General features: G+C 37.9%; 10 protein-coding genes. All 10 read right to left on the reverse strand.

What is annotated here, in order from left to right; genetic code table 11:
- Positions 1 to 9: 9 nt before the first annotated feature.
- On the reverse strand, positions 10 to 2,181 hold the full coding sequence (locus RZN25_13580; protein ID MEQ6377846.1) for a glycoside hydrolase family 3 N-terminal domain-containing protein: 2,172 nt from the start codon (positions 2,179 to 2,181) through the stop codon (positions 10 to 12).
- 367 nt (positions 2,182 to 2,548) lie between these two features.
- Positions 2,549 to 3,499, reverse strand: a complete 951-nt coding sequence (locus tag RZN25_13585) for a carbohydrate ABC transporter permease (GenBank protein ID MEQ6377847.1) — start codon at positions 3,497 to 3,499, stop codon at positions 2,549 to 2,551.
- A gap of 13 nt (positions 3,500 to 3,512) precedes the next feature.
- A complete protein-coding gene (locus tag RZN25_13590) occupies positions 3,513 to 4,379 on the reverse strand; it encodes a sugar ABC transporter permease (protein ID MEQ6377848.1) in 867 nt (288 codons plus the stop codon).
- Positions 4,376 to 6,640 carry a DUF5696 domain-containing protein gene (locus tag RZN25_13595; GenBank protein ID MEQ6377849.1) on the reverse strand — a complete coding sequence of 755 codons (2,265 nt, stop codon included), beginning with the start codon at positions 6,638 to 6,640 and terminating at the stop codon, positions 4,376 to 4,378. Before RZN25_13595 ends, RZN25_13590 begins: the two co-directional genes overlap by 4 nt.
- A complete protein-coding gene (locus tag RZN25_13600; GenBank protein MEQ6377850.1) occupies positions 6,633 to 8,651 on the reverse strand; it encodes a hypothetical protein in 2,019 nt (672 codons plus the stop codon). The genes RZN25_13595 and RZN25_13600 overlap by 8 nt, the downstream gene beginning before the upstream one ends.
- An 18-nt stretch (positions 8,652 to 8,669) precedes the next feature.
- Positions 8,670 to 9,548: a carbohydrate ABC transporter permease gene (locus RZN25_13605; protein MEQ6377851.1), complete on the reverse strand. Its 879-nt coding sequence runs from the start codon at positions 9,546 to 9,548 to the stop codon at positions 8,670 to 8,672.
- 41 nt (positions 9,549 to 9,589) lie between these two features.
- A complete protein-coding gene (locus RZN25_13610) occupies positions 9,590 to 10,480 on the reverse strand; it encodes a sugar ABC transporter permease (GenBank protein ID MEQ6377852.1) in 891 nt (296 codons plus the stop codon).
- Entirely contained in the window at positions 10,470 to 13,394 is a 2,925-nt protein-coding gene (locus RZN25_13615) for an extracellular solute-binding protein (GenBank protein MEQ6377853.1), read from the reverse strand. The genes RZN25_13610 and RZN25_13615 overlap by 11 nt, the downstream gene beginning before the upstream one ends.
- 31 nt (positions 13,395 to 13,425) lie before the next feature.
- Positions 13,426 to 14,850, reverse strand: coding sequence for an extracellular solute-binding protein (locus RZN25_13620; protein ID MEQ6377854.1), 1,425 nt, complete (start codon positions 14,848 to 14,850; stop codon positions 13,426 to 13,428).
- Positions 14,851 to 15,273: 423 nt separating this feature from the next.
- Complete coding sequence (locus RZN25_13625) at positions 15,274 to 16,266, reverse strand: LacI family DNA-binding transcriptional regulator (protein ID MEQ6377855.1); 993 nt, start codon at positions 16,264 to 16,266, stop codon at positions 15,274 to 15,276.
- Positions 16,267 to 16,546: the final 280 nt, after the last annotated feature.

Below are 16,546 nucleotides of genomic sequence, written 5' to 3' on the forward strand. Positions count from 1 at the left end.
CTTCTCCTCCTAGCTGTTCGTTATTAATTGAAACTGTGCGCTTTGTCCTTCTTGACTATTTGGACCAACAAAGATTATAAATTCACCATCATCACTTCGATAAGCTAAATCTTGATGATAATAACGAAGCTGCTCTTCAGTAACCGTAAATGTTATTTCTTGCTCCTCACCTGGCTCAAGGTGGATTTTTCGAAAGTCTTTTAGTTCTTTTAACGGTCTTACGACTTCCGCAACCACATCACGGATATAGAGCTGAACGACTTCTTCTCCTGCTACGGAACCTTTGTTTTTCACATTAATGGAAACCTTTAGTTCCTCATTTTCCTTCAATTGTTCTTGTGATAGCTTTAGTGCATCATAAGAAAAATCTGTATAGCTTAAGCCAAATCCAAATGGTAGCAACGGCTCATTTGGTATATCTAAATATTGCGATACGTAACGATTTTCTGTATATCCAATTACTTGTGGCCGTCCTGTATTGAAATGATTATAATACACAGGAACCTGCCCCACACTGTATGGAAACGACATGGTTAAACGCCCAGATGGATTTACATCACCATACAACAGGTCAGCAATTGCGCGGCCACCTTCGGTTCCTGGGTACCAAGCTTCTAATACTGCATCTGATTGATCGATCACTCCATGCAAATCAAGTGGTCGTCCGTTAAATAGAACTGTTACTATTGGTTTATTTAACTTCTTCATGTTGTTAATTAACTCAAGCTGAGCTTCTAGAAGGCGTATATCAGCACGACACCCTGCTTCCCCACTCATATAGGAAGGTTCTCCGAGAGCTAATACGATGACATCAGCTTCTTTAGCTGCCTCTGTTGCTTCTTCAAGCTGTGCCTCCGTCACTTCTTTAAGACCACTACCCTCAGCAACAACCAAATTTTCTGGACAAACCTTACGAAGCAATCCTTGTTCCACCGTCACAGCAGCTTCTTTTGAACCATGCCATGACCACGGTCCGAGAATGTCACCATTTTTGGCGAATGGTCCGATTAATGCAATTTTTTGTTCGGGTTTCAATGGTAACGTCTGTTCATTTTTTAATAAGACACAAGATTTGGTTGCAAGCTTATGGGCAACTTCTCGATGTGCTTCACTCATTACTACCTCTGCTTCTAGTTCTTCATTTGCTCCACGAAGCGGATTTTCGAATAAATTAAGCTTCTCTTTTAATTCCAAAATTCGCAAAACAGCTTCGTCAATAAGAGATTCTGATACAGCACCTTCCTCGACGAGGCTGTGTAGATGTTTTGAGTAGCAAGCTGTCATCATTTCAATATCCACACCAGCATTAATCGCCAGTAAAGCTGCATCTTTTTGGTAAGCCGCCACACCGTGGGGAATAAGCTCCTTGACGGCTCCCCAATCCGAAATCATAACACCATTAAATCCCCACTCGTCTCGAAGTAAATCTCGCATAAGTTTTTTATTACCTGTAGCTGGAACGCCGTCTACTGTATTAAAGGATGTCATTACCATCTCGCAACCTTCATCAAGAGCTGCTTTGTAAGCAGGTAAATAAAATTCCCGTAATTGCCTTTCTGACATGTTCACCGTATTATAATCGCGGCCACCCTCTGGTGCACCGTAAGCAGCAAAGTGTTTCACACAAGCTGCAACACTGTTTGGATCATTTTTTAAATCTGAACCTTGAAATCCTCTAACAAATGCTCGAGCAAAGACACTGTTCAAATAAGGATCTTCCCCTGTGGATTCCATTACGCGTCCCCAGCGAGGATCACGAACTAAATCAACCATCGGTGCGAAAGTTACGTGCACACCAGAAACGGCTGCCTCTTTTGCTGCGATGGCAGCGCTCTTTTCTGCTAGATCCTCATCCCAAGAACAGCCAATTGCTAGTGGTACAGGGAAGATCGTTTTAAAGCCGTGAACAATATCTGCCATAATTAACAACGGAATTCCTAGTCTATTCTTTTTTAAATGCTCCTTTTGAATGGTGATTACTTGTTTTGCACCTGATGCACCTAGGACAGAACCGCTGTTGTATATCGTATCCTTATCAATTCCTATATCTTCCATCGGACCAGTAATCTCACCTTTATCAAATGCACCTTCATAAAAGAATGTTGCCAACTGGATTAACTGATCAATTTTCTCTTTCAACGTCATTTTCTGTATCAAATCGGTTATTTTTTTATTTGTCAAAAGTTGCACCTCCAGTTATTGAAACGTTTCAATAAAAGCCGAAACTTCAATCAGTGAGGGTTATCCCTCACTGATTGTTAGCACCCAAGGACATAACTTAAAGGCTCTCGAACCAATCAAGACATTTACGGGCAGTCAACCATGAAGCAAGATTCACCAACAAGGATGAAAAATTTAATGTTTTATTTTCATGGAAGTTTATCCCCCACATTCTCTTCTCGCTTTACTTAAGATTTAAGGCGGGGTATTACTTTCCGTTCATGCTGGGTAAAAGGGTATAGAAACCCCTTATAAATCTTTAACTCTTGGGTTGTTCCTTTTTTATGTTTGGGAAGCTCCAATACAAATAAGCCAGCTTCCTATCTGATTATTCTCCTGTTATACCAGATCTATCAACACCTTCGACAAACCAGCGTTGCGTGAAGAAATAGACAATTAGTAATGGGAGAATCGATAGCATTGTTCCTGCCATGCTGATCCCTTCATTAATATTTTGGGCTGTTTCAGTTGTATTTAATTCCCCGAAAGTATCAGCAAACTTTTCTAATTGAATTGGTAAGGTTGTTAACTCATTTCCGAAGTAAAGACTGGCCAATGTTGTTTCATTCCAATACCATACAAACGAAAATAAGAACGAAATAATAATTGCCGGAACTGCCATTGGAATGGCAATCGTGAAAAAGATTCTTAAGTTACCAGCACCATCTAAATGTGCCGCTTCTTCTAATGCTTTTGGCATCATTCGGAAGAACTGATAAAAAATAAGAATAAAAATTGCACTGTTCAATCCTTGCCCAAATAAGGCTGGTAACAAAAACGATAAGACACTCCCAATCAACCCTAATTCGTTAAAGAAAACATACCTTGGTATCATCAGCACCTGCGGGGGAATAATAAACGTCATTAACACTAAGCCGAATAGCAACTTTTTAAATGGAAAATCAAATCGAGCAAACCCATACCCAACAATGGCAGCAACCGCTGTTTGGGCAAGCGCAGGAATTACGGTTACATACAATGTTTCCATCAGTGTTGGGAATAAATTTAACACTTTGTAGGCAATCGCATAGTTTTCTGTGTAAAATGTCGACGGGATCCAGCTAATTAAAGGATTAAGTAAATCCTCTAACGACTTAAAGCTATACGATCCCATATAGATCAGCGGATATAGATACACAAATCCGATACCAATCAATAGTCCATATACACAGAGCTTCAACAAGAGACCATTGTTTCCTTGTACGCCTAATAGAAAACTCTTTACTTTATTGTAGTAATCAAAAGATCTTCGATTACTTGACAGTTTGGTATCCGCCATTTTTATCCATCCTTTAACTGTACTTTTTGTTACCTCTAATTGACATTAATCCCATACTAATTCCTAGAACTAACGCAATAACGAGGAAATACACCCAAGATAACGATGATGCATAACCAAAACCCGTTGAAATTTGGAACATTTGCTTCTTGATATGTTCCACTACTGGATTTAAGGCAAACACAGAATAAGTTACAATCGTATAAATCATGTTTACAAGGATCATTGGGAATAAGGTTGGCAGCGTTACTTTCCAAAAGCATTCCCAGTTAGATGCACCGTCAATTTTTGCTGCTTCATATATTTGACGATCCATTTTTTGCAATGCTGCAAGAAAGATAAGTATTTGCACACCTGAATACCACAAAATAATAATTAAATTGTTCATCAAATACGTAATAATCGTTGAAAAGAAGCTTCCGGAACTTGCCAATACAGTAGTAAAAATAGCGTAATCATCTATGGAAGGAAGTGCCGTGACACCCTGCTCGATCAGATCATTGATCACCGGCCCACTCGCAATGATTACTGGTAAAAAGAAAATGGTTCGGAATAAGCCTTTAAAGCGAATTGGCTGATTGAGCAATAATGCAATGATTAATGAAAACACGATTATAATTGGTGTAGAGATTACTAACTCTCTTAAGAATCTGATGAGTATTTGTGTGAATTCTGCATCAACTGTAAATGCATACACATAATTATCAAACTTCACATACTCGGTCACAATACCGTTTGGCGTTATTTTGACTTTCTGCAAACTAAGAAACAAGGAATAGCCTAATGGATATAATGTAAACAGTAAAAAACCAATAATCCAAGGTAGAATAAATGTGTAGCCTAGCAAACTTTTTTTATTTTGTAGTGACAATTGCTTCATGACTGATTCCCCCGGTCGATTACCTTATATCCTTTTGCCTCAACCTCTACACCTTGTATTATTACTGCTTTATTTGTGTAGTTAACAAGAATGGACTTGTTATTGGAGTAGCCCACTTCCACAACACCTGTGTCATGTACATGACGGGAGATGATGTGTGCTCCTTCAACTTCACCTAGCGTTCCCTTTACGGCTTTATACTGATCTACAATTTCACTTTTCCAATCTGAAAACTGTGAAGTATACAAATCTCTTGATGGTGTATACATTAATTCATGGGATGGCTCTGTCGTTAAGTAAAAGGATGGATATGCACCATACTCAATCATTCTAAGTACCTCATCATCCGGATTATAGAAGAAATTAGAATACGATGAATAGTATGGAATGTAACCTTTTAAGACAATTTGCACAAATGGTACGGTGTCTGTAACGAAAATATAGTTAGATGCATACATCGGAATGTCTAAATATCGATCAGTTATCGACAACATGTAATCATTTGGTTGATATAGCGCAATGGAATCGACATTTTCTTGTAAAGTAGCAAACAACTCCTGATAGACATTCACTGCTTCTGGTCGAGCAATATCATGATTGAAATCAGAGAATAACATACTTGCGCTTGAATCGATTGCTAAATTTGTAATGCCATTTTCTTTATACTTTGGATTATCCGCTTTAGCGATCTCCAATGATTTATTAGGACTAAGAAGATAATAGTCAACAAATTCTCCAGTCGTTACAATTGGTTCTGCATTAATCTTACGTGCGATATCAGTTCTTCCCGAATAACCAGATGCCCCCTTATAAGCCTTCGAGTAATCTGTGAAAAAATACAACGGTATTCCTTGATCACTGAAAAAATCTCTAACATCCGCAAAATCTTCATCACTGCCTAGCTTGTCTTCTAAAGGAAATTTCTGCGGTAATGTGCCCGTAAAACCTCCATCGGTCCAGCCTCGGTAGACAACGTTCATCTCGTCCACACCCTGTTCCTTGAGTTCTGTTACATATTCCGGCAGATCTTTAACTTGAGTCATCGGATAAACAGAATCCCAAAGTAAGCCGTCTTTTACTTCCCCACCTAGAAATTCTAATCGTGCATCGACATGATCGTCTTTTTCCTTTAACATATTGTTTTCTATTAGGTAGTTTTGATAGACGTGAGCCATTCCTACATAATTAGCATCATCACCCTCTAAGAAAGTTACTGTTTCTTTTATATCAAAAGCATTCCGTTCTTCTTGATAAACATTGTAGCCACTCATATTTTGACTAGTAGGCTGATAATATTGGTAGCGATAATTGTACTGCGTCGTTATCCAATAAAAATCAGTTGAAACACCTGATGGATAGGCAAGCACTTCTGCGTAATTTTTTCCTTTGTCTATAATGGTTACAAAACCATTTTCATCGACACCATGGGTTACACCATAAACTGGCATCCTTACCTGTTGTACTGGGTTCACTTTAATAGATTTTTCACCTGTACTGCTACGTGTAAAGCCCTCATCTTTCCCATAAACGCTAGCCCGGAAAGGCGTTGTTGACGCAGGTTGCTTTTCTACAAAACGAATGAGTGCACCACTACCATCTGGAATAAACAAATAACCATCGTGATCTGTTCCTTCAACAGCTCCTAAAAACGGATACAGCTTCATCGTTGCTAGTTTGTTCTCTTGCTCAACAATGCCTTCTTCAGGTACTTCGATATTTAATGATTTTCCCTCAAGGGTCACATCAAGTGGTACTGTAATACCAGATTGCTTTAACGTGATCGTTGCGGAAAACCCTTCATCCGTCTGCTTGAATGAAACGTCGGATTGATCCGTTAGTAAGCTTTCAGAAGATAGCTTTCCGTCTGGATTAATGTATTCAATCGTTACTGCCGAATTAGCCATGTTAATCCAAGAATCATTAAGCTTATATTCTTTGTTCTGCTCCAAGCCAGAGCTCCAAATATAGCCAGTTGCTTTATTCACAATTTTTAGTCCAAGCGATACTTTATCCACATAAAGTGATAAATCAGAACTCTCAGAAACTTTTGTATATCCTTCTAAAGATGCATCATTTTTCCATTTTGCTTGCTCATTTTCTGGTTGTGTATAAGCATTGGAGTTGTATTTCAATAGATCATCAGTTTGCTCCATTCGCGTTTCCTTAAGTGTTTGTTTCGGTTCATCGAATGTATTCGCAAGAATCGGAATCGGAAACAGAAAGATAAGAACAAATACAACCCATTTTCTCTTTTTAGACACGTAGAATCACCTCCTGGATGATCGAGCTTACAAAATCAAATAATTGATCAAATAAAACATAAAGTACAAAAACAACTAATACGGTTAGGAACATACCAAATAAGGTAATTAAAATATTGCGAACTGTTCCCCAAAATGTATAATCATGGATTTCTTTTATTGTGATAAATAAGTATACAATGGATAGCATAATCATCACTTGCATAGCAAATGTGTAGATAAATGCTTCATTATACGTCAGAGCATTGGAGATAATGGAAACTGGTAGTATGAATATGATGACTGGTGCTAAAGAGTAAATCGTCCCAATATATACATCTCTAAACCTGCCTTCACCATCTGTGATCGTACTAACTAAATAGTTGATCAATACGAAAAGGAGAAGTGGAATCAGCACCGTACCTATTTCTAAGAATACATTTAGCTCTTCAATCACCGAATTTTTAAATAAAAATCCTGTCCAATAGATTTTTACAATATATTCAACTACTAATACCATATAAAGAATACTTGCAGATAAAATGGATACTTTTTCCGATTCTTTCAAATAATACAAACTATCAATCGGATGTCTTAAAAACCGGAATATAAAAAGCAACTCATCTATTAGCTTTTGTTGTTTCATTTTATTTCCAATGTATCTCACTGGCTGCAAAATATTTTTTCTTTTATCTACCATTCGAATGATGAAACGGGCAAATAATAATACAAACAATACGATAAATACTGTAGCTAAGTTATTTTCCAGCCATCGATAACGAATTTCCCAAAACGTATTAGAATATCCTTCTTTATTGTTTGCTAATTTATACTCAACAAGTGCTTCATCATACTGTTGTTGCTTGTAGAGTGCTTCTCCCTTAGCCGTATGTGCCAATCCAAAAGAAGCATTTAGACGGAGAATTTCATCCCAGTATTTCTCACTTTGAACATAAAAACCTTCATCAAATAACTTTAAGCCTTCATGAAGAATCGATGTAAATTGAGTAGGTTCAAAAACTTGAATTACACCCTGCTCACGATCAGAAACATAAAGTTTTCCTGCATTGTCAACCTCTATCCCTGTTGGCTGCATTGTAAGCCCAAGACGATTCGTTTCGCTCGCTTTACCACCAAAAGTAAATAGTAAATTCCCTGTAGCATTATACTCGGAAATTATTCCATCACTATCAATCGTATAAATATTCCCTATTTTTCCTACTGCAAGATCAGTTAGATTTGTTTTCTCAGCTATGTCAGGAGGCAGTAGATTCCCACCTGCTATATTTAGCTTTCGAACTGCTTCCCACGTGGTACCGGAAGTAACAGTATATACAAGACCGCGATCGTCAATAGATATGTTACTTGGTGCTGGAGGTACTTTCATAAAAAGCTTCGACTTTTGTTGCTCGGTGACCAAACGATCTTGGATGAATGTTCCTACAGAAGGCTTTAATGTATTAGCGCCATAGTATCCAAGAAACGTCCCATCTTGACTTAGCTGAATAATCCCGTTTGTTGCACTTTCTCCAATTACATATAGGTTACCGCGTTGATCAACAGAAATCTTCTGTGGCTTATAAGGTGCGCTTTTACCGAACAATGGTGATGTCGGTCTAGTGTATTCCTTAACAAGCGTTCCGTTCGCTGAAAATTTTAGTACTTTTTGGCTGCCATAATCAGCAACATATACGGCATTTTCTGTAGCATAGACACCCATTGGTTGCTTTAATAAATCTTGCCCGTAAACCTGTAATATGTTCCCTTGCTCATCTAGCTTTGTTACCGTTCTTGTTCCAGAATCAGCGACATACACATTGTTCTCATTATCAATATAAATATCTTCTGGATTTCGCAAATTCGTCTCTTTTGCAAATAAACCTATTGGAATATAAGCTGTTTGCGTTTCGATTACATTTCCATCAGCTGTAATTGTTTCTGTCTTATATGGGACAGAAACGGAAGCAGAGGAATGTGTGGGAAACAATATAGTTAACCAAAGGCAGAATATTGCAATGAAAAGATTCCTCATTTCCCTTCCTCCTAATGATTACTTAATACCTGAATGTGCCATGGTGTTCATCACCTTACTTTGCATAAAAATGAATATTATTAGATTCGGTATGAACATGATGAGGGAGGCGGCTGCAAGCATTCCTTGCCCTGCTACGGAGTTACCTCCAGTATCAGATGCTAATGTCGACATATAAAAAGCGAACGTCTTTAAATTCTCATCATTCACAAATAAAGTGGACGTCTCAGCATTGTTCCAGACTGCTTGAAAAGCAAGAATTGAGATCGTAGCAATCGCTGGTTTAACTAAAGGAATAATGATTTTTATAAATATTTGAAAATCATTAGCACCGTCCATTTTTGCAGCTTCGATCAATTCGTTCGGAATTTGATCAATAAACTGTTTGACTAAAAATAATCCAACCGGCATAGCCAGTAGAGGAAAAATATGTGCAAAAAAAGTATCTAATAAATGAATTTCATCAATTAGCAAATATCTTGGGATCGTTACAGCTGCAGGAACGAACATAAGCGCAATGGTGTTAATCTCAAAAAGGGTTTTCTTTAATTTAAACTCTTTCTTCGATAGCGCAAAACCAGCCATCGTACTGATTAGCACAGTAAACACAACTACTATGATAGTAACTACAATACTATTAAATAAGTAACGTGACATCGGAACACCCGTTGCATTCGTATTACTTAAGAGATCTCGAAAATTTTCAAGTGTCGGTTTTTGCACAAAAAACCTTGGTGGATAAGCAAAAAGTTCATCAATTGGTTTCAATGCATGTGAAAATATATAAACGATTGGCATAATCATAAAAAGCGCTACTAGTATCAAAATCACATAAAACTTCAATTGACTTATATGAAATTTATCAGGATTGATCTTTGTACCTTGAAAAGATGCCATTTTTAACACCCCTCACAGATTAGTTGCATAGTAGATATAAGTTAATCTTTCTCTGCAAAAAACTTTGTTGCAATTCTTGAGAACGCATATATAAATAATAATAACAACACGGATAATGCTGCAGCATAGCCCATTTCATATCGAATAAACCCAAAGTCCTCCAGGTGATTTACGATTAACTGACCGGCGTATTGTGGCGTTGGATTTTGACCAGAAAGCTCTACCCCTATCGCCCCAGCCTGGAACGTGGTCACAACTGCCATAACAGCACCAAAAAGCATCTGCGGCTTCATGGACGGAATAGTAATGTAAATGATTTCTTGGAAACGATTTCTAATACCGTCAATATATCCTGCTTCATAAATTTCTTTATTAATATTTAATACGCCTGACAACATAGCTAGAAATCCTACTCCCATGCTTCCCCATAAAGTAACGATAATCATAATGACCATTAAGTATTCAGGAGATTGGAGAAATTGGATCGGTTCATTAATAAATCCCGATGAGATCAGGAAGTGATTCAGATATCCCGTCTCCGAACCACTAAAGATAATCTTCCAAACAACAGCCGTCGCAATCCCCGCGGTCATCGATGGTGAATAGAGTATTAAAGCAAGCACCGTACGAGGCCCTTTTGTAATTTGTGCCAACATCCACGCTAATAAAAATGCAAGTATATAACCGCCAGGACCGACAATAAGCGAGAAAATTAATGTATTAGGCAAAACAAACTGCATAAAAGTATTGTCCTGTGTCAAGATGTTTACATAATTATCTAAACCTATAAATTTTGGCATTTCAATCGTATTGAAATACGTAAAAGATAGCCCAATCGCAATTACAACTGGTACAACAATAAAAGTTATAAACAATATTAAATAGGGCGCCAGAAATACAGAAGTACTAAGTTGATTTTTTTTATTCTTCATTGCCCTCTAGCCACCCTTTCACCTTTTCAATAGTAGGAATTGGATAAGGCTTCACCATTTCACCATTTTTCACATATCCGAATTCCGTCAATTTTCTACGCATCTCTCGGTCAATGAGAATAACACTGTCATCAACTGCAGACCGAACATTTTCTCCATTAAATACAGCACGATTCCATACATTACTAATTTCACGTTCTACTAAATAGGAGTATGGTGTCTTTGGAACCTCATATAAATATTTCCATTGTTCTATGATGACTTTTTTGTGCTCATCAGGTAATGGCAATTGTTTAAACGCTTCTAAGTTCGCGGTATTCCACATGTATTCAGGACCGAATAACATTTGTAACGAACGAGCAAAATCTGTTTGAGTCTCCGTTGACATCCACCATTTCAATACTTCCCATGCCTTATCCGTTTTGTCCCCATCAAAGATCATAGAGGCCTGTCCAGAGCCCGGTGCCCATCTTGCAATCGTGCCATCTTCTTGCTCCTTTCCAGGCATTGGCGTAATGTCCCACCATCCGGAAATTTCCGGCGCTGCTGTAGTCAATTCGACATACGTAGCAAATGGTGCTACACCAATTGGCAGTGTGGAGTAGCGGAAATCATTATAAAACTTTGGAACTTGTAACGGCATACTGTAAATTGTATTTAAATCCGCCATAAATTGAATTCCTGCTAAGGCAGCTTCTTCATCAATGGTTGTACCGAATCCATTATCCTTATAGAGATCCCCACCAAATTGATATATGAATGGTGCTGTTGTTTGAAACGATTTGAACGCTGACTCTTGTGCTAACGGGATGTAATAATTCAAACCGTATCGCTGTAACTCCGGGAGAATCTGCGTTACCTCATCCCACGTATTCGGAATCGGTATGTTCAATTCATTCAGTATATCCTTGCGGTAATATTGAACAAAAAAGTCCTGTGTTTCTGGAAGAGCATACACACCATCTTCAACAATCATTGGTAGAAATGCGCCTGGTGAAAACTGCTTGCCGATTTCATTAAAATCGTCAAATTGTCTTAAGTCGACCGCTGCTCCCCGAATCGCAAGTTCGTATGGTACCCAGTTACTGATACCAAACGCCAAATCCGGCTGCGTATCAGCTGCACTTGCTAAGACCAGTTTTTGCTCATTTGGCATTAATGAATACTTCACTTTGATCCCTGTCTGTGGCGTAAATATCTGGTCTGTCATATTTTGCAACAACTCTACATACTGCCTTGGTCTATTTACCCACACCTCTACTGTATCATCATCAACATCAGAGATTGCTAGATTATCCTGTGAAAAGGACTTAAAAAAACTAACAATAGCATTCTTCGATTTGGTAAAAAATCCCGCCTCCGGTTCTGGAAGTGAAACATTATCACCATGTACATAGAAACGATCAATTAGCAATGGTTGTGCATTTAAGTCTGTTGAAACATCTCCAAGTAATTGCGCTGCAGAACTAGAGCCTGTAGATAGTTCTGTTAAACGTTCTGGTATTTCATCTGGTTCAGCTGCCAAGTTCTTCAGCTTTTCAATCGCCATTTGAAGGGAGACAATTTCCAATGTGTCTTCTCCATTATTTAAGGAGAGTAAATAGTCTGTCTCTTGTTGCAATGTATCAGCCCAGTCTAATAATTGCTGATCAATTCCGGGAATGTATTCATTAATTTTCCAATCCCGTTCCGCACTTTGGCTACCCGTTAATTTCCTGATTTGCAAGGAAAGCTCATCGATCTCTTTCATCACATCTTTAATTGCAAATATTACACGGCCATTTGGAGAAGGATCTGCCTTTAAGGAAATTTTATTTTCACCTTTTTCAAGATAAAATAAATAAGCTTCTCCATCATCGTTGCTTAATGTTTCGTTATACCAATTCTTGTTATATGGAAATTGATATTGCTCCATTTCCAAAAATGGGATTTTGTCGTTAATCATAACTGTCCGATAGACTGGCGCAACAGAAGTTCTGTCCTGTAATACTTTAAAGGATAACTGATAAAAGCCCTCTTTCTCCACATCGACCTTCCAACTCACCGTTTGTCCTGGATCGTACCAAGATTCCCCACCAAATGTATTTAATTGCACCTTATCGACGTCATAAGGTTCTACTGATGGATCGTCTGTTGCTACTGGTCGGATATAAGAACTGTTTTTCTCTAGAGGATGCTCTGCTTCGTAGATTTGAAGCTCTCCCTGTTGTTTTGCATCTGGGTAACTTATTTGGTACGCCTCATAGCTTGGAATTTCTGTTGGTGAGGTGATATATACGTTACCGACTAACATTTCACCGCGTAGGTTTTTTAAAGAAATCGTGTTGGTCCCTTTCTCTAAGTAGAATTTAAATGGACGTTTATACAAATAACCGGAATCCTCAACTTTTAGATGAAGCCACTTATCAATCGTTACCTGTTCAGGTAATATATCATTTCCTAGTGGATCCACTTCAAAATCTTCTTGTTCGCTTTTCCATTGAGCAGGAAATAGTACGCGTCTACTTTCTGAGAAAGGATATTGACTATTAACTTGGATTGCACCTTCTATTGGAATAATCAAATTACCTTGTGGTAAATAATCAAAACCTATCTCGTATACTCCTGCTTTATTAACCTCTACTTCAATCGTTAATGACTCTTGATTACGCCAATAGAATACACGATCCCCATAACCATGGCTCTCCGAAACAGATTGTAGATCTGTTTCATCTATATTGGTAAATGAAGAAGGGGGGATAGCACGCTCAAATGGAGCAATGCTATCCAAATCTTTTTTCAGCCATTCATTGAGTATGAGGTGATAACGCTGTTCGATTACTTGTTCCGCAGAGCTATTTTCTTGTGCAAAGACAATAGTATGCGGAATTAATAGCAATACAAATATCGATAGTACCAGCATCTTTGATCTCATCTAGTTACCTCCTCGGGTTCGGCCTTTCCTTTTACTTACTAATAGCTTCTTGTGCTTCTTGATACTTGCTATTTGCTAGCTCATTAATTTGTGTTGCATAGTTTTCTATGTTAATGTCTCCAGAAATACTTGCATTGATTAAAGTTCCCATTGTTGCATTAGCTTCTTCTCCTATAGATACCCCCGTAGGAGCTTCCCAGCGAGCTGGTGCATAACCTGGTGTTGTTTTGAATGGTTCAACAACTGCTTGGTCAATGGTTTTATATGCTTCAACAATTCCAGGTACATTAACTCTTTCAAAATAAGCATCTAACACTTCTGGATCATTAATTAATGGAACACCGTTGAGGTTAAGTGCTTCTTCCGCATCTGTAATTTCAATTTTCTTCATATAACCTTCTTTACCAAATCCCATCCATTTTGCTAACATATAAGCTTCTTCCGGATGCTCTGTCGAGCTAGAAATACCGAAAAAGTCTTGTGCAACAACGTTCCTCTGTCCAGGAATACCGATGAAGTCCCAGTTGAAGTCCGCTTCACTTTGGAAACTACTTACTGCCCAAGAACCATCCCACCATAGTCCTATTCCACCGTTGAACCATGCTTCATTTGCGTTTTCACCATTAAAATTAGCTTTTTGATCAGCTGTTAATGTTTCGTATGCATAACCATTTGTGCTAAAGTTCTTAGCAGTGTTAATACCGTTAATGAACTCTGGACTGTCTAAATTAAATCCATCATTAAATGTGTACCAACCTAAATCATCACTTGCAGCCACTGGGTACCATTCAGGAACAGAGAATGTATTATTTAAACCTACAACGCCTTGGTTTATATCGGAAACATTACGAACTGCTTCTTCAAATTCCTCTAAGCTCATACCTAGATAAGGTACTTCCAGGTTCGCTTGTTCAAATAGATCTTTATTGACAAAGTAACCAAGGAAATGCTGTGCAGATGGCACTGCGTATACACCACCATCATAAGTAATTGACTCTGTTACTGCTTGAGGAAGTAACGCAAATTCTTCATCAGAGCTAGTGAATTCACTTACATCGAGTAACCACTCATTCGCCAACGCTGTCGGAATGTTGGAAACAGCAAATACATCTGGCATTGAACCTGCGCTAGCCGCAGTAGCTAATGACTCTTCCCAAGGAGGAGCAATAGATTCATCTATTTCCACCTTAATGTTAGGATATTTATCCATAAAAGCATCTACCATCATTCGGTCAAGGTTGACATCACCTTCAGCACCAAACGACCAACTAGCAATCTTCAATGTAACTTCCTCAGCACTAGTATCCCCAGTTTGTTCTGCATTTTCTTCAGAATTAGCATCCTCTATATTTTGATCTGTCTGCGCATTGTCTTTATCGTTTGAATCTCCATCATTACAAGCCACTAAAAATGTAAAAAGCGCCATAAATACGAACATTACAAAGACTTTTTTCACAACAATACACCTCTCCATTTTCATATTTGTAGTTTAGCAGAACTTTGTCCAGTTCTCCTCTATCATGCACTTCGATTTACTTGATGAAATTACGTCCGTACACTTTAATGAGAAGGATGTCACTACTAAGTTTTTTACGAGCCACATTAAAAATTGAAACGTTTCAATTAAAGACCAAGAAAAAGGACTACTAAATTTCTAGGCTAGTAATCAGTTTCAGTCTTTTCTTAAGTATCATAGACCTAAGCACGAGCTAACGGATATCGGAATGTAGACCTTACATCTAAAGTCTACTAATTGCATTCCCCTAACTCGCGTTGTACAATTAAAAATAGGGTTTTAACGGTCGATCTTAGCTTGGTATCCCTTTTCCCTCTGCTGCCACAGAGTAATGGTTTTGATTGACCTTTTTTCTCTTGCTCGTTACTTATTTTGTAATGGTTTAGATAATGTGGAAGAACGAGAAACAAATTCAATTGGGATTTGTTTACTTTCTACTTCTTCATCTTTTTGTATCATTTTAAACAAAGTTTCCGTTGCGGTGATTCCCCATTCTTTCTTTTGGACTCGAACAGTTGAAAGTGGTGGCTCAAAAAAACGGGCTAAGTCAATATCATCAAACCCTATAAAAGCTATATCATCAGGAACTCGATATCCTTTTGTTTGAGCTGCTTTAATTGCACCCATTGCCATTTCATCATTCGCACAAATAAAAGCCGTTGGGAAATCGTCATGTTTTTCAAGATAGTTGTTCATGCTAAGCAAACCACTTATTTCTGTGAAATCTGCTCGGATTACATCCGTTTCCTTATAGTCTATTCCATGTTTTGAAAGCGATTCTTTAAATCCTTCAAGACGCCTTTCTCCATCAAATGACTCCTCGGAACCAGCAATAAAACCGATTCGTTCATGCCCTAATGTTATTAGATGATCCACAGCATAGTCTATTCCAAGCTTATTTGGGAGCAACACTTGCCTTATATGCGGGTTGTCTATCTCACGATCTAATACTACGATTGGAAACTTTTCATTTGCGAGTACCTCTAACAAGTCATTCGAAATATGGTAATTCAAAATGATTGCAGCATCCACGTATCGTTCTTTTAATAAACGATGCTTATCATTGGATGCGCTTACAACTAATTCGTAACCATTTTTGACAGCGGTATGCTGAATTCCCTCAATTATTTCATTAAAAAAAGGGCCAGTAAATCCACTTAAAAAGAGACCGATTAAATCACTTTTGCTCTTCTTTAAATTTTTAGCATTTCCATTTGGGTGATAACCAATCTGATTTGCAATAGCTAAAACTCTGTCTTTGGTAGGCTGTGAAATTAACTGACTCCCATTTAGGGCATAGGAAGCAGTTGAAACACTAACACCTGCTTTCTTTGCAACATCTTTTAATGTCGGCACGCTTTCTCCTCTTCTCTTGCACGGCTACTCTCGCTTGGATTGAAACGTTTCAATGAATTTAGTATAACTCAACCTGAAAACGAATACAATACACTTTTTATTTTTTTATTTTTCACTCAATAATTCCTAATCCGGAACCTTATATCCGTAAATATACAGACTTAGTCTTTAGGCATAAGACGAAGTGTGTTTTCATTAAAACATGAAGTGGGCTTTCCCGTAGTCGTTTTATCCCGTCATTATAAAATGGTTACCTCCCCAACTATTCTTACATAGGCTA

This window comes from Bacillaceae bacterium S4-13-56, from assembly GCA_040191315.1.
Classification (GTDB): Bacteria; Bacillota; Bacilli; order Bacillales; family JAWJLM01; genus JAWJLM01.